Raw genomic sequence first — 24,461 nt, forward strand, 5'->3', positions numbered from 1 at the left:
CTCTTACATTCTTATATTTAAGCGAAACCAATGCAATTTTTCATTTGCGCAAGACGGCAGCTTACGGGTTCGCTAGAATGCAGATATCTCTCTCATAGCAGATGAATAAAGGCGGTATTTGTGGAGTTAATTTCTCTGTACGGACTGTTTCTAGCCAAAGTAGTGACGATTGTGGTCGCCATTGGTGCGGTAGTGTTACTGGTTGTCAGCCAAGGGATGAGAAAACAAGGGCAACGGGGTGAATTGAATCTGGTTGATTTGGGTGAGCAATATAAGGAAATTCAGCGGGAAATGCGGCTGGCGCGCATGAGCCATGCAGAACAAAAAAACTGGAGCAAAGAGTTTAAGAAGCAGCAAAAAGCGGATCAAAAGCTGAAGAAACAGCGCGCCAAAGCCGGTGCGGTGGCAGCGGTAAAACCCTGCCTATATGTAATTGATTTTAAAGGTAGCATTGATGCACATGAAGTGACGTCATTGCGAGAAGAGATTTCTGCGGTTCTGGCGGTTGCTAGCGCGCAAGATGAAGTGCTGCTGCGACTCGAAAGCCCTGGTGGCGTAGTGCATGGTTATGGTTTAGCCGCCTCGCAATTGGAGCGCTTGCGCCATAAAGGGATTCGCCTGACGGTGGCGGTCGATAAAGTAGCTGCCAGTGGGGGATATATGATGGCCTGTGTGGCTGATCGTATTATTAGTGCGCCATTCGCCATTATTGGTTCTATCGGTGTTGTGGCCCAAATCCCGAACTTCCACCGCTTGCTGAAAAAGAACGATATTGATGTAGAACTGCATACTGCTGGTGAGTTTAAACGCACACTGACATTATTTGGTGAGAATACTGAACAAGGGCGCGATAAATTCCGTGAAGATCTGAATGAAACGCACCTGTTATTCAAACAGTTCGTACAGCAACAGCGGCCCTCTCTGGACATCGATGCGGTTGCGACCGGTGAACACTGGTTTGGCACCCAAGCGAAAGAAAAAGGGTTGGTTGATGCCATTGGTACCAGTGATGATTTATTGATTGCTGAAATGGATAATCATGAAGTTATCGGTGTGCGTTATTCGCGACGCAAACGTCTGATGGATCGTTTTACCGGCAGCGCGGCAGAAAGCGCTGACCGTCTATTATTACGCTGGTGGCAGCGCGGCGAAAAACCCCTTTTATAATCTGAGAGCATAGGGTTTTTAGTGAAGGAAGGCAGGGGGCTTAGCCCCCTGTTATTTGTGGCTCAATGGCGAAATTAGCCATGTAATAATGGGAGGAGTCACCGGCAATTAATCGATTAAATGGTATTTAGCTGACAAAACATGAGCCAAATGTTTAAACATATTAAATACTGCGGTTGTTTTCGCTGTCGGTAAACCGTCTGCATCCAAGAAAAACTCGCCGCGAAATACCAATACTGGCCCTTTTTGCTCAACCTCAGTTGCCTGCATCCCATGCATATAATCTTCGTGCTGGCGAATAATCTCATTAGCCTCTGCTAATAATTTATTACGCTCAATCGGTGCTGTGTTTCCGTGCATTATATCTCCTTACTACAATGTAATTTCTCTCACTATTGTACTGCGGGTTAGCATTTGTTCGCAAACCGGCTAAGGTTTATTCGAGCCTCTGGCTGTTTTGTAGCCGTGATTGGATAAATTCATATTCCTCGCTAATTAGGTTGCGTAGCGCTTTTTATCAGGTACAGTGTGGGATTTTATACTATTAGGTGGAAGGTTTGTTGACGCCATGAGGCAGAATTCGCTGCTGTAGTGCTGGGTGTAGGCAAAAATTTTTAGGGATCGAGGGGTCGTCAGGTAAGACTCGGCAGGCGCATTTATGGCTCCGATCAAAAAAACAGGTTGATCTCCTGAGAAAGTACCGCAATATAAAAAAGAGATTCAGAATGCCGCGGTACGGCAAGATAAAAACCTTCTTTTAGAAGAAATAATTTAGGTAAAGGTCATTATGGGTAAAGCCCTCGTAATAGTTGAGTCCCCGGCAAAAGCCAAAACTATTAATAAATACTTAGGGAATAACTACGTGGTTAAGTCCAGTGTCGGTCACATTCGTGATTTGCCGACCAGTGGATCAGCCAGTAAGAAGAGCGCTAACTCAACTGAAGATAAAGCCAAGAAAACCGACAAGCCCAAGACTAAAGTAAAGAAAGACGAAAAGGTTGCGTTAGTGAACCGTATGGGCGTCGATCCTTATCATGGCTGGAAAGCGCAGTACGAAATTTTGCCCGGCAAAGAAAAAGTGGTTGCCGAGCTGAAAGCATTAGCCGAAAACGCTGACCACATCTATCTCGCAACCGACCTTGACCGCGAAGGAGAGGCAATTGCCTGGCATTTGCGGGAAGTGATTGGTGGTGATGATAAGCGCTTTAGCCGTGTGGTTTTCAACGAAATCACCAAAAATGCCATCCAGCAGGCGTTTAATCAACCGGGTGAATTGAATATCAACCGGGTTAATGCCCAGCAAGCTCGTCGCTTTATGGATCGGGTTGTGGGTTATATGGTCTCCCCGCTGCTCTGGAAAAAAATTGCCCGTGGCCTGTCTGCCGGTCGAGTGCAATCAGTGGCAGTGCGCTTAGTTGTTGAGCGTGAACGGGATATCAAAGCATTCGTTCCCGAAGAGTACTGGGAGCTGCATGCTGACTTGCTGGCGAAAGGTGAAGTTCCGATTCAAATGGAAGTCACCCATGCCCATGACAAGCCGTTTAAACCGGTAAATCGCGAACAGACGCATGCTGCACTGAAATTACTGGAAAATGCGCGCTATAAGGTGCTGGATCGTGAAGATAAACCGACCAGTAGCAAGCCCGGCGCGCCGTTTATTACCTCCACCTTGCAGCAGGCTGCCAGTACCCGTCTGAGTTTTGGTGTGAAAAAAACCATGATGATGGCGCAGCGCTTGTATGAAGCAGGTCATATCACCTATATGCGTACTGACTCCACCAATTTAAGTCAGGATGCGCTGACCATGGTGCGTGATTATATTGGCGACAATTTCGGTGATAAGTATCTGCCATCTGCGCCTAATCAGTACAGCAGCAAAGAAAATTCGCAAGAAGCGCATGAAGCTATTCGCCCTTCAGATGTGAGTGTGATTGCTGAGCAGTTAAAAGATATGGAAGCCGACGCCCAGAAGCTGTACCAACTGATTTGGCGTCAGTTTGTGGCTTGCCAGATGACACCAGCTAAGTATGACTCCACCACGTTGACCGTTCAGGCTGGCGATTTCCAACTGCGGGCGAAAGGGCGTACTCTGCGCTTTGATGGTTGGACTAAGGTGATGCCTGCGCTACGTAAAGGCGATGAAGACCGCACTTTACCGGTAATTGAAGTGGGCAGTGATCTGGATTTGCAAAAACTTATCCCAAGCCAACACTTCACCAAGCCGCCAGCACGTTACAGCGAAGCATCACTGGTAAAAGAGTTGGAAAAACGGGGTATTGGCCGTCCATCCACATATGCATCAATCATTTCGACCATTCAAGATCGTGGTTATGTGCGGGTAGAAAACCGCCGTTTCTATGCCGAGAAAATGGGTGAAATCGTTACTGACCGGTTAGAAGAAAACTTCCGCGAATTGATGAATTACGATTTTACCGCGCGCATGGAAAGTGGCCTGGATCAGGTTGCCAACGATCAGGCCGAGTGGAAAGCTGTACTGGATGGTTTCTTTGCCGAATTCAGCGAACAGCTTGAAAAAGCAGAGAAAGACCCTGAAGAGGGCGGTATGCGCCCGAATCAGATGGTGATGACCAGCATCGACTGCCCAACCTGTGGCCGTCAGATGGGGATTCGTACCGCCAGTACCGGTGTGTTCCTTGGGTGTTCTGGTTATGCATTGCCACCTAAAGAGCGCTGCAAAACCACGATCAATCTGGTACCCGAAGCTGAGATTCTCAATATCCTTGAGGGTGATGATGCGGAAACTAACGCATTACGCGCCCGCCGCCGTTGCCAGAAATGTGGTACGGCAATGGATAGCTATCTCATCGATAACCAACGTAAATTGCATGTTTGCGGTAATAACCCTGCGTGTGATGGTTATGAGATAGAAGAGGGCGAGTTCCGTATCAAAGGGTATGAAGGCCCGATTGTTGAGTGCGAAAAATGTGGTTCTGAAATGCATCTGAAAATGGGGCGTTTTGGCAAGTACATGGGCTGCACCAATGACGAGTGTAAGAATACCCGTAAAATCTTGCGCAGTGGTGAAGTCGCGCCACCTAAAGAAGATCCGGTACCGTTGCCAGAACTGCCTTGTGAGAAGTCAGATGCCTATTTCGTGTTGCGAGACGGTGCTGCAGGCGTGTTCCTGGCTGCGAACACCTTCCCTAAGTCGCGCGAAACCCGTGCGCCGTTAGTCGAAGAGTTAGTTCGCTTCAAAGATCGTTTACCTGAAAAATTACGTTATCTGGCTGATGCGCCTGTGGCGGATAAAGAAGGTAATAAAACCATGGTACGTTTTAGCCGTAAAACCAAACAGCAGTATGTTTCATCCGAGAAAGATGGCAAAGCCACGGGTTGGTCTGCTTTCTATATCGATGGAAAATGGGTTGAAGCGAAAAAATAAGTGGTTAAACCGATCGGAGTACACTTAAGCCTATAGTGCGGTACTCCGGTACCACAACAAAAAACCAGCCTCAATGGCTGGTTTTTTTATTGGGCTAATCTACTCAAGTGCTTTATAGTCTTAGTTAATCCGCTAAAGTTATTACACTTTGGCTACTGTCTGCATTTATCAAAAAATACTATTATTTTTAGGCTGATGTACTGTAATACCAAGTAAGAAGGGTATATACAGTTAGCGATGAAATGATATAGTAGTTATATAAAATATTTTCTTATCACCTAATGTTATTATAAGGTCAATACTGACCAGCTTCGCACCATGCAGTTTACGGGTTTTAGTTAATAACTTCTCGGCATACCGGGTGATACCGATATACCAAACTGTGGCGTTCCCACAGTGTTCAACCTAGGATGGTATCGATATGAAATTGCAGCAGCTCCGTTATATTGTTGAGGTGGTCAATCACAACCTTAACGTATCGTCCACCGCAGAAGGACTGTATACCTCGCAGCCGGGGATCAGTAAGCAGGTCCGAATGCTGGAAGATGAGCTGGGTATCCAAATTTTTGCCCGCAGTGGCAAACATCTCACGCAGGTGACCCCCGCAGGGCTGGAAATCATCCGTATTGCCCGTGAAGTCTTGTCCAAAGTAGATGCTATCAAAGCCGTTGCCGGTGAACATACCTATCCTGATAAAGGTTCGCTGTATGTAGCCACTACCCATACTCAGGCGCGTTATGCATTGCCGAATGTGATTAAAGGTTTTATCGAGCGCTACCCGCGTGTGTCGCTCCATATGCATCAAGGCTCGCCGACCCAAATAGCCGAAGCGGTTTCTAAAGGGAGCGCTGATTTTGCTATCGCCACTGAGGCGCTGCATTTATATGACGACCTGATTATGTTGCCGTGCTATCACTGGAACCGTGCTGTGGTAGTCAAGCCTGATCATCCTTTAGCAGGTAAAACCCACGTCAGCATTGAAGAGCTGGCAGCATACCCGATTGTGACTTATACCTTTGGTTTTACTGGCCGTTCTGAGCTGGATACTGCGTTTAATCGTGCTGGTCTGACACCGCGCATTGTGTTTACCGCGACAGATGCCGATGTGATTAAAACCTATGTGCGATTAGGGTTGGGTGTGGGGGTTATCGCCAGTATGGCAGTTGATCCGATCCAAGATCCTGATCTGGTGATAGTTGATGCCCGTGATATCTTTACCTACAGCACCACGAAAATTGGTTTCCGCCGCAGCACTTTCCTGCGCAGTTATATGTATGACTTTATTCTGCGTTTCGCCCCACATCTGACCCGTGATGTGGTGGATAAAGCGGTTGCCTTGCGTTCTAATGATGATATCGAGGCGATGTTTAAAGATATAAAACTGCCGACTAAGTAATAACTAAATCAACAGCTTACATCTGCCTCTAAAAATCGTGGTCGCTCACTATGTGTGAATTGCGTGTAAGTTATGTGTAACTTTCCGCCGTGAGCTTAGACTCAACAGAGGAGGGGATCAACCCCCTCTGTTTCACATTTCATTAGAACGCAGGTTTAATCCACCACATTGGGGAAACAATGGAGCTTTTAGAAGAGTGCAAATTGTGTGGTAAAAGTGCTGTATTGCAAAACTCGCATATAATCCCACGTAGTTACTATAAGCGTCTTAAAAGAGAATCAAACCAATTACTCATTATTGTTGATAGTGATGAGATAGAACCTCGACTCAGTAATTCAGACCCAAAAGAAAAACTACTTTGCACAGAGTGCGAACAGTTTCTTAGTGTCAAATATGAATCTTATGGTACTAAAATATTTAGAACTTCGAAAAATGTAATTAAGCAGGACGATCGGATTACAATAAATGGTTTTGATTACAAGAGATTTTATCTGTATTTCATAAGTATATTATGGAGAGCATCACTGACTAGTCATGATAATTTTAAAAGTATCGCTTTAGGTGGCGAGTTTGAAGATCTTTTAAAGTTTTGCATTATAAATAACAGAATGAAACTTGGGCGAGGCAATAGCTTAAAAATCGATCATTTTGTGAGGCTATCTGTTGTTAGAGTGATCGATAGTTCTAATAATATCTCTGACGACCTGATCAAATGCGTCATGATGAACTTTAGAATGGATAGAAGTAATATAGAAAAAGTTGCTATATATTACCTTATGCTTGAGGGTTTTTTAATCGTTTACTCCCTTAGTCCAGGAAAAGATATACATGATGTTAGAGCCAGAAGACTACCATCTCAAGTTGTAAGCGGTAGTAGTGCAAACATTATGAAGGTTGAGATTGGTGAATTCAAAGAAATTAGAGAAATGTTTAATTTAGCTATTAATAAAAGTAAAAAACATCATCGATAACTCCCTCCATTCTGGCCTCTTTTAAAAGGGGCTATTTCCTGTTTTTAAGATAAGAAAAATATCGTCTTGATGTCCTCGGTGCTAAGCACTTCACCACAGACGCGAATCATTCGCATTAGTAATATCAAAATATTCACAATGATATGTGTGTGCTGTTTACAGCGTGTAGGAGGCTCTATGAGCAACGATGGAGTGAGGCTGTAGGTGTGTATGACTAAGCCCCTCAAGCGGGGCTAATGAAGGGTAAAGCAAGGTGCTAGCATGGGTGATTAGATGATGAAGGAAGTGTAGGTATTATCAACTGTTTGTTGGTCTAAACCGATATAACGCATAGTGGTAGCTGGACTGGTGTGGTTAAGCACCTTGGCGATGGTTTCTATATTTATCCCTGAGTTGTACATTACCCATCCTCTCGTTTTCCTCATGCTGTGAGTGCCTAAAGCAATACCTATAATCTCACCTATCTCTTTGAATTTTCTAGATACGTTCTCCCTACTTATAGGCTTCCCTTTGGCTCTATTAGTAGAGACTTCAAATAGATATACATGAGTAGGGTTATCAGCTTTGCGGCGCTCTACGATGGCTTTAGCCTTGGTGTTTAGCACGATGTGACGAGGCTTGCTGGTCTTCCCTTCAATGATAACCAACCTGTCCCCTTGTACGTCTGCATAAGTCAGAGATAGCAGGTCAGAGATACGTAAGGCTACCTGTAGGCCAAAGTTCCAGATGTCAGCATAGGTTTGATTGCCATGCTTTAGGAGTAGTTCTCCTATCTGTTCAGATTGTTTGCTGGTTTTTACTGCATCAACGAGGTTCATCTAGCCACTTCCTTTTGTTTACTGGGTTTTCTAAGTCACAGAATGTTTAGTATGAAGTCAGTTTAATCTAAATGATGGGATAGTCAATGATTACACATGTTTTCTATATCACAGAATACCAATGTGTGACTTAGACATAACATCTAAACACCTCTTTGTCATGTGTTAAATATGAGAATGCATATCAACAACAAACAATAATGATAATCAAATAAAAAAATGTTGTCGCAGTGAGTTTTTGTATGGTTTTTGAGGGCTAAGGGGTAATCCCGTTTAGTACCTTTATTCCTGCGTAATACTGTAGGTCAGATAGGGCGGGGCTAGTAGAGGATTTCGTCATGAAATCTTGTCTAGATAATTGTGATTTGCATCCGTTTATTTAGTACCAATTATATGGGGATATAAGCTATATTTAATACCTAATATTTATAGGGAATTAAGTATATGGGCAAAGATAGACTCAAAATTATGTTCCTGAGCGGAATATGCTATATCATTTTATCTTCAACTGCTTTTGCAGGTCTAAAATTTAAAATAGATACTTCTAAATTATTACTTGTGCCGGATGTATCTACGAGTTGTGAGCCTGATATAACTAGCCCTGATCTTTATATGCTACTTACAATATTTGAGAATATGCTGGGGAATGTGGCAGGTAGTAAGCAATGTGAGCATACAAATGAAGACGATATATCAATGAAACTTGCTCAAAAGTTAGATGATATTTCGCCTCGTTTTAGTGTTGAGGATATGCAAAGTGGGTATGATAAAAATGAGTACTCTATGCAAAAGAAACTTAATAAATTATCAGCATCTATTCAAGGTAAAGTTGAAACCATATCCATATCGGCATTTGGAAAACCTGTTATTGAACTAAAAAACTCAAAAGGTAAATTTAAGCAAGCGCGTCTCTATATTGCAGAGAAGACTAAGAATAAATTCATGCAGAGATACATAGATCAACAAGATAGCATTATTGATGGTTTATCATCCGGTGATGAAGTGTTAGTTCACTGTGCTACTTATTCTTTCGTTATGAAATCTGTGTTGGGGCAGGAGTGTATAATTCTTTGAATAACATTAAAGATACTAAGTAAGACTAGATAATATAGGATCACCCTCCATAGGGAGAGGTCGGTTCTCCCCTCATGGGGGTTAGGTAGTCATCCCTACGGGGGGAGAGGTGGTTCCCCTGAAGTGGTCAACAAAAACTGGCCACCGCGTTAGAGTTTTTCCAGTATCGATTTTCTGATTCGTTTGGTGGCAACCCACCGTTATATTCGTGCGGCCTGAGTGCGCTGTAATATCCAACGATATAGTCCGTTATGGCGTGAGTCGCATCGCTGAAGCTTACGTAACCTGTCACTGGCACCCATTCGTTTTTCAGACTCCGGAAGAAGCGTTCCATTGGGCTATTATCCCAACAGTTTCCACGCCGGCTCATACTCTGTCTGATCCGGTAGCGCCACAGTAACTGCCGGAACTGCCTGCTCGTATAATGACTGCCCTGATCGCTGTGGAACATCACTCCTGCGGGCTTACCCCGAGTTTCCCATGCCATTTCCAGTGCTTTCATGGTGAGTCTACTGTCCGGCGAGAACGACATTGCCCAGCCCACTGGCTTTCTTGCAAACAGATCGAGAACAACAGCGAGGTATGCCCAACGTTTGCCTGTCCAGATATAGGTCACATCACCGCACCACACCAGGTTTGGCTCTGTTACGGCGAACTGTCGCTCAAGGTGATTCGGGATAGCAACGTGTTCATGACCGCCACGCTTATACCGGTGAGTCGCCTGCTGGCAACTGACCAGCCCCAGTTCTTTCATGAGCCTGCCAGCAAGCCAGCGCCCCATCTGGTAGCCTCTCTGCGTTGCCATTGTGGCGATGCTTCTTGCTCCGGCCGAACCGTGGCTGATGCCATGTAGCTCAAGTACCTGACTTCGTAACACAGCCCGTCTGCCGTCTGGTTTTTCAGGACGGTTTTTCCAGTATTTATAGCTGCTGCGATGAACCCCAAACACATGGCAGAGAGTGGCCACAGGATAACGCGCTCTGAGTTTCCCGATTATCGAGAACTGTTCAGGGAGTCTGACATCAAGAGCGCGGTAGCCTTTTTTAATATTTCGTTTTCCATTTCAATACGTTGTAGCTTTTTCTTCAGCTCACGTATTTCGATTTGTTCCGGTGTTATCGGAGAGGATTTTGGTGTTTTGCCCTGACGCTCTTCACGCAGTTGCTTGGCCCATTTTGTCATCGTGGAAAGACCGACATCCATAGCCTTAGCGGCATCAGAGACGGTGTAGTTTTGATCGACAACCAACTGAGCGGATTCGCGTTTGAATTCAGGACTAAAATTTCTTCTTTTCATTGGAGCACCTGTGTTGTTCTGAGGTGAGCATATCACCTCTGTTCAGGTGGCCAAATTCAGTAAACCACTTCACCCCCCCATATCACCACTACTAGATTATAACTACATTAATACTAAATCATTTAACTAAATCAGTTAAAGACTGACTAAGGAATGAATGTTAATGAATGTATAGTTAGTCTCTTAGTATAATATTATGACCTTATAGACTAAAGTTAACACTTCGTCCATAGGTCTGTGCCTATTGTTGTTATCTCGCTACCGCTCACCGATAACAAGACTGACAGGTAATAATCTGAACAGTTAAAGTTATGATAAGACTATAACTTATTAACTATCATCTTATAACCTTCATTACCAATCTTACACTATGCAATGATGTAACCATTACACTGTGCAAGCTATTAGCTACCGTAGGTGCACAATATATGTATATATTAAGATCTTGCATGGTTTACTGGTGTTGATCTTGTTATTTAGTTCTTTTAGCTCTTATAGGCTTAAGATTATTATTTCCTTTCTTATTATTAAAAACGTTCTTCTAAAAGCCTATTACATACTTTCCAGTTAGATTGGGTGTGTGTATCTGGTACAGCGTTACTGGAACACATTATCTATTATGGCTGTGAACACTCTAACCGAGTGAGTATCACTCTTTCAGCCATTATCTCTTATAGTAGTGGCTTTTATTAAATGACAGAGAGACAGGTTACAACCTTATAGATAACCTTATCTGATATGCAAGGATAGAGGCAAGACTGCTTGTAAAACGATTCTATTTCTGTTATTGTAATACTGGATACATATAACAAAAATAACATGACTTATATATTGACATTATTCCAAATCTGATGTATTATAATAGTAGGAGCAAGAGAGTTTGTTTCTAAGCTAGAAAGATAGTCAAATTAAAATAAATTAATTGTCTGAGGTCACCCAATAGAGGTGGCCTTTTTGCATTGAACAAAAGGAAAAAAGAATGAAGAAAACTAAACAAACAGTTCGCAATACCGCAGAAGAAACATTAGCGGATATCCTTTCAGGGAAACTCGCATACTCAGCACTTCGAACTTACATTCAACCTAGATCTGGTCTTAGTGCTTCGCGCAGGAATATGTACTCACAGGCCATCGTACTTTATAAAATGCACGTGTTAGAACAAAAGTTAAAAGAATTGCAAGAAGATGCTAAACAAGAATTAATCTCATTAGGAGCATGAATATGCAAGTTGAACTGCCTCGAGAGCTGGTGCAGTGGTTAGATGATAACTACCCGAATAAATCTAGACCAGCGGCAATAAAACATTTGATTAAACAGGCAATGAATAAAACAAAAAACGATAACTCCAACGATAGGGGAAACAATGACAGAGAACAACAACAATAATGTAAGAACCTTTTCTAAAAACTATACTGATGTTAGCTCTATTCAACATATTATTATAAACGGAGAAAGGAAGTTATTCGGCTGGTCACTTAAATTTCTTTATGGCTACTTATTAACATTTCAAGAGAATACTGGTGGTGCTGTTTATCCAAGTGAAAAGCGAATAGCAGAGGATTTAGGTGCTGGGATTAAAACAATCAGTAAACATTTAAAAGGACTTGAGGAACTCGGTCTTGTTAAGAAAGAATCTCGGAAAGGCCTTTCAAACATTTACTATGTTTTAGATATCAATGAAGTTGTAGGATTCAAAACAGACCTGACAGGCCAGTTAAAAGGCACACGTTATGAACGTGCAGAACAGCCATTAGTGCAGGGTAAGCAGTTAACCAATGCAAAGGTACCGCCTAAGCCTGTAAGTGCCTTTATAGAAGCAAAATCACAGGCTAACAAAGTCTCTGATAATGGAGTAGTTAACGAAAGCTTAAAAGTAGAAGAAATAGCCATTAAAGAAATAGAACAGATAAAAGAAAAACCGATAGAGATTTATTCACCAAAGCACAATGAAGATGAAGACGATCTCCCAGATTTTGCAAGGTCAGATTATAAGTATGTTGCAGTTGTTAAGAAGCCTGAGCCTAAACAATACTATTATCCAGATATAGGTCATCAATCTGGTAATTGTGATCATATACCTGAACCATTCTAAATAGGGGGTGTTATTCGTACATGCAATATTGAACGTGTTAAGAGCTATAACGATTGTGTAAATAACCAAATAAAACAGCCTAATGATTTGTACTATGCACTGACCAGTTTATAGATAAAGCACATAAAGAATAAACGGAAGAGAACTTTAAAAATCACTCAAGACTCTGTGGACCATATTGAGGGTGGCTACTATCAACGGGACTATGCAAACATTCCTCATTTAGGCTGGTTATATTTCAATAAGCGCGACCAGTACGAGTTAAACGAGCATCAGGCTGGTATGTGGGTTCCAGTTCACGAATAGAGGATCATAAAAATGAAGAAGAAATTAATTATAGAATTGGAAAGTTACCAGTATCAACTACTACTAAAACAGTGCAATGCTCGTGGGTGGTCAATTGCAGGTTATTTGGTGTGGGTAGCCCAACAGGAATCAAAAAGAATTGAACAACAGCAGGAGGTGAATTGATTAATAAATATCTAATTTCACTATTCACCCTGTTTCTCTGCTTTACGATTTCTCTCTATTTATTCCCAGTAATTACCTTTGTACCTATTGTACAAACACAGTTTCAACTAATGGCTTTGATGATAGTTATGTTAGCCCCTTGCTACAGACGCAATACTGCAAGCTGTGAGAAGACTTCTCTATAAAGACACCCATACCTACAGGGTATACCCTAACTCGATTAAAACACTGCATTCTGACGTAGCGAACACGGTGTTAACAATAACAATAATAAAAAACAAGGAAACCAAACTAATGATGTTCTTCCTGAAGAGACAAAAACAAAAGAAAGCAGTAAAAAAGACCAATAAAATTTTGAATGAACTTGAGAGTATCTATCTAGACCTCACTTATTTTGATAAGGACGATATCAATCTATTCTCGTTAATCGAATACACAAATGAGAAACTCGATCAATTAGCTGATGTCATTTTAAGTAATGAACAATATCTCACTGAACATCATCAGGACTTAATAAAACGAGCTAACATTGTCCAGCACATCGCATTGACGTGTGGTGAACAGGCTGTAAAAGAATTTGAAAAAGAGTTATTAGAATGTGGGGGTATTCTTGCATAAGAAGAATATTAAAATAAATAAGAAATAGTCAAGGAAAATCACCACAATATATTGCAGCCCACTACCGAATTATGGTATAATAGATTATAGAGGGATGATTTAAAACTAAAGTTCACACCACGTACAATAGCCGAGAATTATCTCCTTGAATTATTAAAAAATTAATTAAAAGTAGAAATTAAGCCATCACTTTAATTACAAAATAATGCCTCATCTTCTGGATAAATCCTTGTGGCTTCAGCACCCGCATTGCCAGTAGGTGACATTTCTTAAGGTCTTTACTTTTAGAGATTTTAATAAATGTACGCTCTTCCGTTCATTTCCTCTGATAGTCTGATTTCATTGTTTACTTCCTCCTTGTTATTGTTTGTTTGTGTTGTAAGAAACCCTGCTTATCTGGAGTGGGGTTTTTTATTAACTTCTAACTACAATAAACCGTGGTTCAATTAATTCAGATACTTATCTTCTAATAGTAACAATCAAACACTTTAAAAGTCATTTATTATTGATTGGATTAATTCTTGTTTATTTATTTATTCTCTAAAATTTAAAATATTCGATTCAATCAGTTTCAAATGACTTTCAAAGTGAACTAAACAAAGTTCCTATAAACAATAACATTAAACAAATTGAGGTTAGATGAAACCCAAAACACTATTAAAAGATGTAACCTTTGATTTTGATAAAGATGAAAAAGCTCCATTAGGCCCACATCTAGCATACACACTGTCTATTCAAGGTGGTAGTGCGTCTGGTTATAATAAACCTTTAGTATTTAAAGCTCGTGGAACTGACGTTACAGAGGAACTACTCAAAGCTCTGGAAATTGCAGGTATTAGCCTTAGCCTTGAAGAAGTAGAAATCAAAGAAGAAGACGAAAGCAATAATGATATTCTAAAATCTTTCGAAGACTCTTTATCTAAGAAATACAACAATAAATAATAACAAATAACAATAAGGAAAATAAATTATGTCACTACAACAATACGGCCAGACTGGGACAAGTCCACTGGGACAGAATGATATTTTGGCTTATGCGGCAGACCACATTTTCTGTCAAAAGCTTGTCACCATGACGCTCCCTGCTATTACCTATGCAGGAACTTGCATTGATGCCACATCAGGCGCAGCAGCTACCTCTGCCTCAACAAAAATATACGTTGTTCTTGAGGATTATGCAGCAGGCGCAGCACAGACAATCCGTGTCGCAAATGCCTTTGGGGTTGTGTTGCGCGAGGCCGTATTACAGGCAGCAGATGCAGCAGGTTTGACGAAAGCTAAGACATTACTTATTGCTGATGGTTTCCGTCTTCAGTAACAGACAGTCACAATAGATTAAAAATATAACAATAAAATATAAAAATAAAATAACAATGCTCACTAACGTGAGTGCTAACAGTTAACAGAACTTTTAGCATTTGCAGAGCAAACAATAACAATAATAAGGAAGATAAATAATATGGCTTTTAATCGCGCTCCATCTAATCCAAGTGATCAAATCGTTTCCCTTGGCGACCTATATAAGAAAGTAAAAGTACCGAACCGTCTGTTTAATGCATTGGATTTATTTAGTGTAGAAACTCATGATACATTGAATGTTAGCCTAGACCGCTTATTAGACCGTGCAGAACAGGTATTTAATGAGAATGTGCCATATGCCAGCGATTTTAACACGATCCAACGTAGTCAATTCTCAAACTATTTATACCAGCTCCCCTATTATGCTTCTATCGATGAATTAACTTCACGAGACCTTGAGCGCTTCCGTCGTGCTGGTACTGATAATGACCAATCGTTACAGCAAGCTAAACTGGAATTGGTAGAAAAACAAGTCATTGAGTATTTCAACACCAAAGACAAAATTCTGAGCGATTCCGTATTAAGGGGTGTGTCTAAATCTAAATATGCCGGACAAGGTGACCTGAATTACTTCACAGAATTTGAGGGGGGTTCTCAAACAAATGTTGAATTTGATTTTGCTGTAGGTAAATCTGTCCCTCAACAATTGGATTCTTTAATTCAACAATCTCAAGTCCAGTGCCAAGGCAAGAATGGTAATGTTGAGCAGCGGTTTATTATCTGTTCAGGTGAACTGAGTAACCAACTCCGCTACCACCCGACAATTATGGAGACAATGATTTACAACTTGTCTTCACTCAGTCCAGACAACTTCTTATCGCAATATACTGAGTTGCTTCCTGCATATCAGATGTGGGTATACAAGGGGATTGTCTTTATTGATATCACCGGACAAAACGCCCAATACGGTGTGCCAGATAATGGTGGCTATATGATTACGAAATTCAATCGTAATAGCAAAGTCCACGTTCACCATGCAGGGCCAGCAATCAAATCAGCCTTTATGGTAGGTGAGCAAGGCGAGTTCTTGCAGTATATGCTCCCCCCAAACGAGTGGGGCTTTGGGACTGTTGTGAGTGAATTCAGCATGTTAGCTGTAAATAACCTACCACAATCCACATTCAGTTTGTCTATTAAAGCTTAAAGTTAGGTGTGAGGGTATTTATATTTATACTTACCCTCTTTACATGCCTGCTTATTCTTATCTGGAGCGGGGTTTATGTAAGCCCCGTTCTTATTTATCTACTATTTGAATTATATAGAGGAATAAAACATGGTATTAACTTTAGAGGGTAGCTCACACAGGGTCATTCGACGCATATCTGGCAATGATGTATTAAACGTCTTAAATATTCGCCAGTTGAGTAAGTTATTTGGTATGTCAGAAAGCACCGTTCACTGGCGCATGAAAGAACAGAAAATGACATTGGAGGACGCACTCACATTGCCGGTTCAATCTAAGTAATAAAGCCAGCCTTAAACCGCTGGCTATTTTTTTTATCTGATTTTATCTGAGAAAAATAATAACAAGGAGATAAATATATGAGTGTTAATATAACCGCAGCCAAGTTAACAAACATTGTGTTCTGGAAGAATGATAACGCCTCACTTAAAAAGATTAAAGACGAGATGAAGAAATTAAAGGCTTCTTCTTCAGGTATTTTAGATAATGCCGTCTCTCCAAAGGCAGCTGCTAATAGTGTCAAGATGGCGAAGCAATCAGCGCAGGCCCAAGTCAGCGCCATGAAGCGCGTATATGGCAGTGCTGGAGTACAGGGTGGCCTTAGTACAGGCATGCTGGGCAAACCCCATAAAGACTGGCTCCAAACGTCTCTAGCGCAGACTAAAGCAATGGAACAGACAGGCAAAGCACAACAAGCACAAACTAAAGCAACAGCAGAACAAGCATTAGCTGAGAAGCGGCGTTTACAGTTGAAGAAACAATCAGAGTTAGCCCTCAAGCGAGAAATCAATGGGACAATGCGCCTCAGAGACGCAACATTTTCAATCTCTCGCATGGAACAACTGGGGGTAGGTCAACGTTATAAGGCTATTGCACAGGCCAAACAGCTTGCTAATGAGTACAAGAAAGGAAATCTTGATTTATCTGAAATGAATCAGCAGATGAAATTTCTCATCGCTAACACCCGCAGAGCAGAGGCACAGGCTCGTAGACTTAAACGAGAAACAGCCAAAACAAGAGCAGCAGAAGGCCGTAAAGGTGGTGGTGCATTGTTAGGTGTGGGCTTGGGTGGGTATGCTGCCGCTGGCGCTGTAGGTGGTGCTTATGCAGCGTACAGCAGTGCTTCTAGCAGTGTGGATAGAGCTAAAGAGATTAACAAACTCACTAAAGCTGGTGCTGACTCATACGAAGCACAGGCGCTTCAGAGACTCGTTCAGACCAAAGGGATTGATGCCAATTTAGAAAATGTCTTCCAAGACCTTCAAGAAAAACTAGGCGAGTTGGTGAGTCAAGGAATCATAGACCGCCGCTCTGGGAAAATAAAAGGCGGTGGCGAGCTATCTGACGTAGCGTCAGACCTCTTTCTACCGTTAGGTTATACCCTAAAAGATATCGCTAAAATGAGTAGCTCCGAGTTCATTGTGCAGATGCAGCTTAATGGGAAACAACTCAAGAAGAGTGCACAGGAAATGCGCTATTACGAAGAAACCGTTAATGATCTCAGCCGTATATCAGGACTCTTTGCCAATAACGGTGATGAAGTAATCTCAACCATCATCGATATGAAGAAAAATGGCCAGATGCTCTCTGACGAACAGTTAGCGAGTCTTACCCGTTTGAGAGAGTGGGGGTTGGCTGTTAGTAATGCCTCACAGACTTTGGGTGATAAGTTTACCCTTGCATTAGAAAGTAGCATTGGAGGCAGTCAAGGGGTGGCGAAAGCATTCCGTGATGTTGAACCGCTTATTCAGGGATTTGGCACAGCTTTAGGCAAACTAACTTTGCTCATTAGTTGGATTGTCAGCAAGATTCCATTCTTGCGCTCACAGGAAGAGATTAGAGCGGATAGCATAAAAAATCATCAAGAAAATCTAACTAAAGGTGGAATTAGACAATGGATTGCAGAAGTTGGGCGTGATGGGATGAAAGCATACCAACCATATGCTAATTCACTGTCTCCACAAGCTATGATTCCTACAGCAAGCAGTCTACAGCCAACACCGTACCAAGCTAGTAGCCAGTACCAAGCACCAGTTAATCATATAACTGTTAAACCTGCGGACGTGCATATTAGTACAGACGTAGGGCGTTTAGAGGGGGTTTTTTCTGTACTAGCAGATAACAAGATTGCTAGCTATGACGAACGGCAAATGAACGACTTAATGACCTCGTACCCAGCACGTTAATTTTTTAATTATCAGATCCATTAACCATTTAAAGATAAAGGTCTTTGACGTAGTGATGTCCTAAGAGTATAGCTGGATATGGGAATTTTCCCGTACCTCTGGACTCGAATAAATGGCTGATAACTTAAACATTAGGCAACCCCAAGATAAGAATTTTATTAGTCTTAGTGAAGATTGGGAAGTCAAATATTGGACTAAAGCTCTGGGTGTAACAGAACAACAGCTACGTGCTGCCGTTAAAGCTGTCGGAAGTGGTACTAAAAAAGTTAAAGATCACTTAGGTAAGTAATATACAGCTGCAAATAAAGTAGGCGGGTCAATCCCGCCTTTTTTACGTTAAATCTACAGCGGACTTTAATAGCTGAATTGCATCATCTGATTTATAAATCCTATCGGTAGTTGTCTTGTGTGCATGTCCTAATATTTCAAATCTGACATAATCAGGAATGTTTAACTTTCTAAGTCTGTCACTCATACCGTATCGGTAACTGTGGGCTGTAACGCCTACTCCCGTATAGATTGAAGAAACAAGCTGAGAAGCCCTATCAGGGGTATAAGTGAATGTTGGTTTATCAGTGAAAACACCGAGTTTTAGCAAGTCTTCATGAATAGGTATGGTTCGCCTAGAGGCATCATTCTTAAGTGTTTTATTCCCTTCATCGTTTATAGAAATACACTCAACTCCATCAATTACACGGTAGTCGGCTGGCTGTAGCTGCGTTATCTCGCTTATCCTGCATCCAGTGAACCAAAGCAATTGGAGTAACCACCAATTCTGTGAATGCTCAGGAAAGCCCTTAAGTGCTTGCTCATGCTCTAGGTGGAGTATCCCTCTCTTATCAGTAGCATTTGATACTTTTTTAAAGCGCATTCCTTCAAATGGGTTTCTTGTGATGTAATCTCGTTGCTTATAGGCAAACGTAAATAGCCCAGACGCTTTGATAAAATAGTCGTTACAGGTATTGGGACTTAACCCTCTATCCACCAAATGTTGCTTAAAGTCAGAAACATCAGATTTGCTTATTTCTGTTATTAGTTTATTCCCTAAAAAATCGATTAAATAGCGACAGCGTGACTCATTGACTTCCAGCGTCTTGGCCCTCCAATCGTTTTTATTACTTTTTAAGTAATCATCCAGAACAACTAACAATGTTAAACGCTTCTCTTTGTCTTTCTTTGGTTTTGGTGCAACAGCCCTTACTGGTTGCTCTACAACTGGCATAGATTGGGGTAGGGAAGGCGGCACGGAATAACCCACCAGAGCAGTTAATTGGAGCTGTTTTCTGCATGAGTAGAGCTTCTGGCGTACTGTCTCAAGTGGTTCGCCGGAATGCTGATAGTAAACCATCAATAAACTACGAGACATTATCGCAGCCTCATAGGAATCTCTGGTGCCAAGGGTTATGTGAATGGCTGTCCCATGATGATGCTTGCAAAACGTATACAAACCCGATGGACGACGAAAAACCTGTGTAATTCCTGTGTGATTCCGTTGGTACATACTTTCAACACCCCGCTAAGCCTTGTGCGGAGCGACTCGATGATATCGAGGCGATGTTTAAAGACATTAAATTGCCGACTAAGTAATTTATAAAGAAATAAAAGCCATCTCTTTTTCGTGATGGCTTTTCCATAACAGAACTAATAAGTAAAAATTCAAAAGCCAATAGTCACCTCTCCTGTTAATTTGTTTATGAAAATAATGGTGTTATTTTTATAAATACTTTCAGGGGAATATATGTCTTCAACATCTTGTCCATTATTAAGTAATACATTAACTAATGTGTTTTCATTTCATGATGATGTCTATGCCGGAAGTGAAATTTTTAATATAAAAATGGGTGAAGAACAGTTTTTTTTAGAAAAAAAGAATGGAATTAATAAAGTATTAGATGAGTTATGTAAACATGGGTGGGTTAATCCATCTGCAAATTATCATGACACAAACCTGCACAATTTACTGAGTTCGTTGGTTGAGACCCCACTGGCAGAAACGATGATAGGTTTCGATAACGCACTGAAATGTGGTTTGCCGCCTGGTTATAACCCAACTTTCTGCTTTGAGAGAAATGGTCAATCTGGTGTGAAGATGCATTATGAGGTGATCCACAGTAAAGAGAGCTGTAATCTTTTTAAATTGACGGGTGAGTTTCTGTTTGATAAAGATTGTCAATTAAGTCATGAAAAACCTTCAATTTCTATTGAATTTTTCCCTCAATGCCCTACGGTGTTAGAAGAGGCTCTGGACTCCAGAACGGTAATAAAGAAATTTTTAGGTTGGCTAATGAATTTATTCAATTTAAATGGTTTTGTGTTGGCAAATACTCAATCTGATGTAGATATGGCAAAAAATATTGCGGTGAGCTTTTCAAATATAAATAAGGATGATAGTAATTATTGCGTAATGGAAAATAGATTGAATGAAGAACGAGCAGCGCGTGAAGAACAAGCAGATGATTTTAATAAATCATTGCAATCCATTATTAAAGGGTTTGATGAAATAACTCATTATATAAACAATGAATTAGCTGAGTGTAGTGATAATAAAATTGAACAAATGATAACAAACCTTTCTGGCGTTCTTAAAAATGAGATAGAGAATGATGAGAAAGGTCTTAAACAACTAGAAAGTTATTCAGTTAAATTAACTCAAGATCCTGAAGAGATAGAAGAGATAGAAGAGATAGAAGAGATAGAAGAGATAAATGATGGATTAGTGTCTCAGCAGGAAGATGATTATGAATGGGACGATTATGGTTTCAATAATGTAAATAACCCTGTCCATAAATCTGAGTAATTGACACAGATTGGCCATCACCATCGTTTACACCTATCGCTGCCAGTAATCGCCATTGTTGCCAAAATGTTAATGTTTCTTTGTGTTATATTTAATTCAGACCTCATAATTACAAGGGAATAGCCTTGTTGGGATGAATGCTGTTTTAGAGCACTTATAAGAAACAATGGAGGCGCTATGTCGTTAGATTTGCGAAAAACGAGTATGGCCAAATTGGTCGCCCTTAATCATGAATATCACTACTACAGCCTGCCGCAACTGGCGGCAGAGCTGGGGGATATTGACCGACTGCCGAAATCACTGAAAGTGTTGCTGGAGAATCTACTGCGTCATCTGGATGGCGAACAGGTTCAAGAGGAGGATTTAAAAGCCATTATTGATTGGCAGCTCACCGGGCATGCCAGCCGGGAGATTGCTTACCGGCCCGCGCGGGTATTAATGCAGGATTTCACCGGGGTACCGGCGGTAGTGGACTTGGCTGCGATGCGTGAAGCAGTCAAACGGCTGGGGGGCGATGTGGCGCAGGTTAACCCATTGTCACCGGTAGATTTGGTTATCGACCATTCCGTCACTGTTGACGAGTTTGGCGATAAAGCCGCTTTTGGCGAGAACGTCCGGCTCGAAATGGAACGTAACCACGAGCGCTATATCTTCCTGCGTTGGGGGCAGAAAGCCTTTAGCCGTTTCCGTGTGGTACCGCCGGGTACCGGGATCTGCCATCAGGTTAACCTTGAGTATTTGGGGCAGACGGTTTGGCATGAACAGCAGGATGGGCGGGAGGTCGCTTACCCCGATACGTTAGTGGGTACCGATTCCCACACCACCATGATCAATGGCTTGGGGATACTCGGTTGGGGCGTTGGTGGGATTGAAGCGGAAGCCGCGATGCTGGGCCAACCGGTCTCAATGCTGATTCCCGATGTGGTCGGCTTCAAAATGACCGGTAAGATGCGTGAAGGGATCACTGCCACGGACTTGGTGCTTACCGTAACGCAAATGCTGCGAAAACACGGGGTAGTAGGCAAATTCGTTGAGTTTTATGGTGATGGTCTGGCGGATTTGCCACTGGCAGATCGCGCGACTATAGCCAATATGTCGCCTGAGTTTGGTGCTACCTGTGGTTTCTTCCCGGTGGATGACGTGACGCTGGGGTATATGCGCTTAAGTGGCCGCAGTGATGAACAGATAGCCTTGGTTGAGGGCTACAGTAAAGCACAAGGGTTGTGGCGTCATCCTGGTGACGAGCCAATTTTCACCAGTCAGCTCTCATTGGATTTGAGCACAGTGGAAGCGAGTATGGCTGGGCCGAAGCGGCCACAAGACCGGGTCGCTTTACCCAAAGTGCCCTTAGCCTTTAAAGCGTTTGAAGAACTGGAAATTAATAGCAAAAAAGATAAAGTTGACCATGTTAGCTTCACGCTGGAAGGAAAAACGCACGAGTTGGCATCTGGCGCGGTGGTGATTGCCGCGATCACCTCATGCACTAATACTTCGAATCCCAGCGTACTGATGGCAGCCGGTCTGTTAGCTAAAAAAGCGGCAGAAAAGGGGCTAAAAACCAAACCATGGGTGAAAACTTCACTGGCACCAGGCTCTAAAGTGGTGACTGAATATCTCAACGCCGCCGGATTAACCGCTTATCTGGATAATTTGGGCTTTAATCTGGTGGGCTATGGTTGTACTACCTGTATTGGTAACTCTGGCCCATTGCCAGAACCAATAGAAAAAGCCATCAAAAGCGGGGATTTAACCGTCGGTGCGGTGCTGTCAGGTAACCGAAACTTCGAAGGGCGCATTCATCCTTTAGTAAAAACCAACTGGCTGGCTTCGCCGCCGCTGGTGGTGGCTTATGCTCTGGCCGGTAATTTGAATGTCAACTTGGCACAAGAGGCGCTCGGTAACGACCCTGACGGCAAGCCGGTTTATCTAAAGGATATCTGGCCTAGCGGATTTGAAATCGCTAAAGCTGTCGAAGAGGTTAAAACTGAGATGTTCCGTAAGGAATATGCCGCCGTATTTGATGGCGATGAAGAGTGGCAGTCGATTCAGGTTAATAGCACACCAACCTATGATTGGCAGAGCGATTCCACCTACATCCGTTTGCCTCCTTTCTTTAGTGATATGAAAGCGTTGCCTGATCCGGTTGAGGATATTCACCATGCACGTATTTTGGCGATTTTGGCTGATTCTGTCACCACCGACCATATTTCTCCCGCCGGTAATATCAAGCTTGATAGCCCTGCGGGCCGCTATTTACGTGATCGTGGGGTCGAGATTAAAGAGTTTAACTCCTACGGTTCCCGTCGTGGTAATCATGAAGTGATGATGCGTGGGACGTTTGCCAATATCCGTATCCGTAATGAGATGGTCCCGGGGGTTGAAGGGGGTGTCACTCGTCATATTCCGTCACAAAATGAGATGGCTATCTATGATGCTGCTATGCGCTATCAGCAGGAGAATGTGCCATTGGCGGTGATTGCCGGTAAGGAGTATGGATCCGGTTCGAGTCGTGACTGGGCAGCTAAAGGTCCAAGATTACTGGGGGTGCGGGTAGTGATTGCTGAGTCATTTGAGCGTATTCATCGCTCCAATCTGATTGGGATGGGTATTTTGCCCCTCGAGTTCCCAGCAGGGGTTAATCGAAAAACTTTGGGGCTGACGGGTGATGAATCCATTAGCGTCAGTGGGTTACAAAAACTGTCCCCAGGGCAGAAGGTGGCGGTGACGATAACCTATGCTGACGGGCGGCAACAAACGGTAGATACCCACTGCCGTATAGATACAGGTAATGAATTGGTTTATTTCGAAAATGGCGGCATTTTGCATTATGTTATCCGCAAAATGCTGTAGTTATTAGAATGTTGTCGTTATTAGAATGGCACAGCCATTAGTGACAGTGTCACTACGGTGCTTGTTCGATAAAAAGGGTGGTTGAGAAACCACCCTTTATTGTTCTTGAACGCGGCTAATTATTTGGTCAGCAGATGGCCCATTTTGGCCGCTTTGGTGGCCATATACTGTTCATTCTTGGGATTTTGCCCGACAATCAATGGCACCCGCTCAACGATATTAATCCCCGCCTCGGAGAGAATCTCAACCTTCTTCGGGTTATTGGTTAGCAAGCGCACGGCTTTGACGCCCAGTAATTTATATATATCTGAGCATAAGGTGAAGTCACGTTCATCGGCGGCAAATCCGAGTTGATGGTTAGCTTCCACAGTATCAAAGCCCTTATCCTGTAACGCGTAAGCGCGAATCTTATTCAGCAAACCAATATTACGGCCTTCCTGACGATGATAAATCAACACACCGCGCCCCTCTTCGGCAATGTGCGCCAATGCGGCTTCTAACTGAAAACCACAGTCACAACGCAGGCTAAACAAAGCATCACCTGTCAGGCACTCAGAATGAACACGGGAGAGCACTGGTTTATCACCACTGATATCACCAAATATTAAGGCCAGATGATCATGGCCAGAGGCTAACTCTTCAAAACCGACCATCAAAAAATCACCCCAAGGCGTCGGTAACTTGGCTTCTGCTACACGTTTAAGCTGCATCTTACTGTTCATATTATAACTTCAGACCTTAAGGATGTGATCGCGCATCCTGATGTGGATACCCGCTTTA

The 24,461-nt window shown here is 42.4% G+C and carries 22 protein-coding genes; 17 read left to right on the forward strand and 5 right to left on the reverse strand.

The window, feature by feature from the left end:
- Positions 1 to 120: 120 nt before the first annotated feature.
- Positions 121 to 1,167 (forward strand): protease SohB, encoded by a 1,047-nt coding sequence (gene sohB / locus Q2T72_RS10870; RefSeq protein WP_372569146.1) that lies wholly within the window; start codon positions 121 to 123, stop codon positions 1,165 to 1,167.
- A gap of 108 nt (positions 1,168 to 1,275) precedes the next feature.
- On the opposite strand, the gene Q2T72_RS10875 is transcribed toward sohB, so the two are convergent.
- On the reverse strand, positions 1,276 to 1,527 hold the full coding sequence (locus Q2T72_RS10875; RefSeq protein ID WP_083158917.1) for a YciN family protein: 252 nt from the start codon (positions 1,525 to 1,527) through the stop codon (positions 1,276 to 1,278).
- Positions 1,528 to 1,954: 427 nt separating this feature from the next.
- Here Q2T72_RS10875 and topA point away from each other — a divergent pair, with 427 nt between their 5' ends.
- The 3 genes from topA to Q2T72_RS10890 all read left to right on the forward strand — a co-directional run bounded on the left by topA (position 1,955) and on the right by Q2T72_RS10890 (position 6,937).
- Positions 1,955 to 4,570 (forward strand): type I DNA topoisomerase, encoded by a 2,616-nt coding sequence (gene topA, locus Q2T72_RS10880; protein WP_083158916.1) that lies wholly within the window; start codon positions 1,955 to 1,957, stop codon positions 4,568 to 4,570.
- A 421-nt stretch (positions 4,571 to 4,991) separates the two neighbouring features.
- Complete coding sequence (gene cysB / locus Q2T72_RS10885; RefSeq protein WP_005191584.1) at positions 4,992 to 5,966, forward strand: HTH-type transcriptional regulator CysB; 975 nt, start codon at positions 4,992 to 4,994, stop codon at positions 5,964 to 5,966.
- 179 nt (positions 5,967 to 6,145) lie between these two features.
- Positions 6,146 to 6,937, forward strand: coding sequence for a hypothetical protein (locus Q2T72_RS10890; protein ID WP_372569147.1), 792 nt, complete (start codon positions 6,146 to 6,148; stop codon positions 6,935 to 6,937).
- A gap of 269 nt (positions 6,938 to 7,206) precedes the next feature.
- Here the strand turns inward: Q2T72_RS10890 and Q2T72_RS10895 are convergent, their stop codons facing one another.
- Positions 7,207 to 7,755 carry a tyrosine-type recombinase/integrase gene (locus Q2T72_RS10895; RefSeq protein WP_372569148.1) on the reverse strand — a complete coding sequence of 183 codons (549 nt, stop codon included), beginning with the start codon at positions 7,753 to 7,755 and terminating at the stop codon, positions 7,207 to 7,209.
- Positions 7,756 to 8,199: 444 nt separating this feature from the next.
- On the opposite strand from Q2T72_RS10895, the gene Q2T72_RS10900 reads away from it, so the two are divergent.
- A complete protein-coding gene (locus tag Q2T72_RS10900) occupies positions 8,200 to 8,829 on the forward strand; it encodes a hypothetical protein (protein WP_050120131.1) in 630 nt (209 codons plus the stop codon).
- 127 nt (positions 8,830 to 8,956) lie between these two features.
- Here Q2T72_RS10900 and Q2T72_RS10905 read toward each other — a convergent pair.
- A protein-coding gene (locus tag Q2T72_RS10905) for an IS3 family transposase (protein ID WP_372568609.1) occupies positions 8,957 to 10,125 on the reverse strand; the annotation gives its coding sequence in 2 pieces (ribosomal slippage) (positions 8,957 to 9,876 and positions 9,876 to 10,125; 1,170 coding nt in all).
- Positions 10,126 to 11,104: 979 nt separating this feature from the next.
- On the opposite strand from Q2T72_RS10905, the gene Q2T72_RS10910 reads away from it, so the two are divergent.
- The 10 genes from Q2T72_RS10910 (at position 11,105) to Q2T72_RS10955 (ending at position 18,323) form a co-directional block, all read left to right on the forward strand.
- Entirely contained in the window at positions 11,105 to 11,344 is a 240-nt protein-coding gene (locus Q2T72_RS10910) for a hypothetical protein (protein ID WP_099461774.1), read from the forward strand.
- Positions 11,345 to 11,346: 2 nt separating this feature from the next.
- On the forward strand, positions 11,347 to 11,511 hold the full coding sequence (locus Q2T72_RS10915; protein ID WP_372569149.1) for a hypothetical protein: 165 nt from the start codon (positions 11,347 to 11,349) through the stop codon (positions 11,509 to 11,511).
- Entirely contained in the window at positions 11,489 to 12,217 is a 729-nt protein-coding gene (locus Q2T72_RS10920) for a helix-turn-helix domain-containing protein (protein WP_372569151.1), read from the forward strand. The genes Q2T72_RS10915 and Q2T72_RS10920 overlap by 23 nt, the downstream gene beginning before the upstream one ends.
- A gap of 318 nt (positions 12,218 to 12,535) precedes the next feature.
- Positions 12,536 to 12,688, forward strand: a complete 153-nt coding sequence (locus tag Q2T72_RS10925; RefSeq protein WP_372569152.1) for a hypothetical protein — start codon at positions 12,536 to 12,538, stop codon at positions 12,686 to 12,688.
- 294 nt (positions 12,689 to 12,982) lie between these two features.
- Entirely contained in the window at positions 12,983 to 13,306 is a 324-nt protein-coding gene (locus tag Q2T72_RS10930) for a hypothetical protein (protein WP_372569153.1), read from the forward strand.
- A gap of 639 nt (positions 13,307 to 13,945) precedes the next feature.
- On the forward strand, positions 13,946 to 14,248 hold the full coding sequence (locus tag Q2T72_RS10935) for a hypothetical protein (RefSeq protein ID WP_372569154.1): 303 nt from the start codon (positions 13,946 to 13,948) through the stop codon (positions 14,246 to 14,248).
- Positions 14,249 to 14,276: 28 nt separating this feature from the next.
- Positions 14,277 to 14,624, forward strand: a complete 348-nt coding sequence (locus tag Q2T72_RS10940; protein WP_372569155.1) for a hypothetical protein — start codon at positions 14,277 to 14,279, stop codon at positions 14,622 to 14,624.
- A 141-nt stretch (positions 14,625 to 14,765) separates the two neighbouring features.
- Complete coding sequence (locus Q2T72_RS10945; RefSeq protein WP_372569156.1) at positions 14,766 to 15,809, forward strand: major capsid protein; 1,044 nt, start codon at positions 14,766 to 14,768, stop codon at positions 15,807 to 15,809.
- Positions 15,810 to 16,207: 398 nt separating this feature from the next.
- On the forward strand, positions 16,208 to 18,034 hold the full coding sequence (locus Q2T72_RS10950; protein ID WP_372569157.1) for a hypothetical protein: 1,827 nt from the start codon (positions 16,208 to 16,210) through the stop codon (positions 18,032 to 18,034).
- 112 nt (positions 18,035 to 18,146) lie between these two features.
- Positions 18,147 to 18,323, forward strand: a complete 177-nt coding sequence (locus Q2T72_RS10955) for a DUF3606 domain-containing protein (protein WP_071843375.1) — start codon at positions 18,147 to 18,149, stop codon at positions 18,321 to 18,323.
- A 42-nt stretch (positions 18,324 to 18,365) separates the two neighbouring features.
- On the opposite strand, the gene Q2T72_RS10960 is transcribed toward Q2T72_RS10955, so the two are convergent.
- Positions 18,366 to 19,400 carry a phage integrase SAM-like domain-containing protein gene (locus Q2T72_RS10960; RefSeq protein ID WP_372569158.1) on the reverse strand — a complete coding sequence of 345 codons (1,035 nt, stop codon included), beginning with the start codon at positions 19,398 to 19,400 and terminating at the stop codon, positions 18,366 to 18,368.
- 372 nt (positions 19,401 to 19,772) lie between these two features.
- On the opposite strand from Q2T72_RS10960, the gene Q2T72_RS10965 reads away from it, so the two are divergent.
- Together Q2T72_RS10965 and acnA are read left to right on the forward strand one after the other, a co-directional pair.
- Complete coding sequence (locus tag Q2T72_RS10965) at positions 19,773 to 20,831, forward strand: hypothetical protein (protein WP_372569159.1); 1,059 nt, start codon at positions 19,773 to 19,775, stop codon at positions 20,829 to 20,831.
- Positions 20,832 to 21,008: 177 nt separating this feature from the next.
- A complete protein-coding gene (gene acnA / locus Q2T72_RS10970) occupies positions 21,009 to 23,681 on the forward strand; it encodes an aconitate hydratase AcnA (RefSeq protein ID WP_372569160.1) in 2,673 nt (890 codons plus the stop codon).
- A 119-nt stretch (positions 23,682 to 23,800) separates the two neighbouring features.
- Here acnA and ribA read toward each other — a convergent pair whose 3' ends face one another.
- On the reverse strand, positions 23,801 to 24,391 hold the full coding sequence (gene ribA, locus Q2T72_RS10975; protein ID WP_083163652.1) for a GTP cyclohydrolase II: 591 nt from the start codon (positions 24,389 to 24,391) through the stop codon (positions 23,801 to 23,803).
- Positions 24,392 to 24,461: the final 70 nt, after the last annotated feature.

Source organism: Yersinia sp. 2466 StPb PI (genome assembly GCF_041538325.1).
GTDB classification, from domain to species: Bacteria; Pseudomonadota; Gammaproteobacteria; order Enterobacterales; family Enterobacteriaceae; genus Yersinia; species Yersinia enterocolitica_E.

What these genes read in the sequence shown, in the direction of transcription:
- Q2T72_RS10875 (WP_083158917.1), bottom strand. Translation starts at nt 1,527, where the DNA reads ATGCACGGAAACACAGCACCGATTGAGCGTAATAAATTATTAGCAGAG.
- topA (WP_083158916.1), top strand. Translation starts at nt 1,955, where the DNA reads ATGGGTAAAGCCCTCGTAATAGTTGAGTCCCCGGCAAAAGCCAAAACT.
- cysB (WP_005191584.1), top strand. Translation starts at nt 4,992, where the DNA reads ATGAAATTGCAGCAGCTCCGTTATATTGTTGAGGTGGTCAATCACAAC.
- Q2T72_RS10890 (WP_372569147.1), top strand. Translation starts at nt 6,146, where the DNA reads ATGGAGCTTTTAGAAGAGTGCAAATTGTGTGGTAAAAGTGCTGTATTG.
- Q2T72_RS10895 (WP_372569148.1), bottom strand. Translation starts at nt 7,755, where the DNA reads ATGAACCTCGTTGATGCAGTAAAAACCAGCAAACAATCTGAACAGATA.
- Q2T72_RS10900 (WP_050120131.1), top strand. Translation starts at nt 8,200, where the DNA reads ATGGGCAAAGATAGACTCAAAATTATGTTCCTGAGCGGAATATGCTAT.
- Q2T72_RS10910 (WP_099461774.1), top strand. Translation starts at nt 11,105, where the DNA reads ATGAAGAAAACTAAACAAACAGTTCGCAATACCGCAGAAGAAACATTA.
- Q2T72_RS10915 (WP_372569149.1), top strand. Translation starts at nt 11,347, where the DNA reads ATGCAAGTTGAACTGCCTCGAGAGCTGGTGCAGTGGTTAGATGATAAC.
- Q2T72_RS10920 (WP_372569151.1), top strand. Translation starts at nt 11,489, where the DNA reads ATGACAGAGAACAACAACAATAATGTAAGAACCTTTTCTAAAAACTAT.
- Q2T72_RS10925 (WP_372569152.1), top strand. Translation starts at nt 12,536, where the DNA reads ATGAAGAAGAAATTAATTATAGAATTGGAAAGTTACCAGTATCAACTA.
- Q2T72_RS10930 (WP_372569153.1), top strand. Translation starts at nt 12,983, where the DNA reads ATGATGTTCTTCCTGAAGAGACAAAAACAAAAGAAAGCAGTAAAAAAG.
- Q2T72_RS10935 (WP_372569154.1), top strand. Translation starts at nt 13,946, where the DNA reads ATGAAACCCAAAACACTATTAAAAGATGTAACCTTTGATTTTGATAAA.
- Q2T72_RS10940 (WP_372569155.1), top strand. Translation starts at nt 14,277, where the DNA reads ATGTCACTACAACAATACGGCCAGACTGGGACAAGTCCACTGGGACAG.
- Q2T72_RS10945 (WP_372569156.1), top strand. Translation starts at nt 14,766, where the DNA reads ATGGCTTTTAATCGCGCTCCATCTAATCCAAGTGATCAAATCGTTTCC.
- Q2T72_RS10950 (WP_372569157.1), top strand. Translation starts at nt 16,208, where the DNA reads ATGAGTGTTAATATAACCGCAGCCAAGTTAACAAACATTGTGTTCTGG.
- Q2T72_RS10955 (WP_071843375.1), top strand. Translation starts at nt 18,147, where the DNA reads ATGGCTGATAACTTAAACATTAGGCAACCCCAAGATAAGAATTTTATT.
- Q2T72_RS10960 (WP_372569158.1), bottom strand. Translation starts at nt 19,400, where the DNA reads ATGTCTCGTAGTTTATTGATGGTTTACTATCAGCATTCCGGCGAACCA.
- Q2T72_RS10965 (WP_372569159.1), top strand. Translation starts at nt 19,773, where the DNA reads ATGTCTTCAACATCTTGTCCATTATTAAGTAATACATTAACTAATGTG.
- acnA (WP_372569160.1), top strand. Translation starts at nt 21,009, where the DNA reads ATGTCGTTAGATTTGCGAAAAACGAGTATGGCCAAATTGGTCGCCCTT.
- ribA (WP_083163652.1), bottom strand. Translation starts at nt 24,391, where the DNA reads ATGCAGCTTAAACGTGTAGCAGAAGCCAAGTTACCGACGCCTTGGGGT.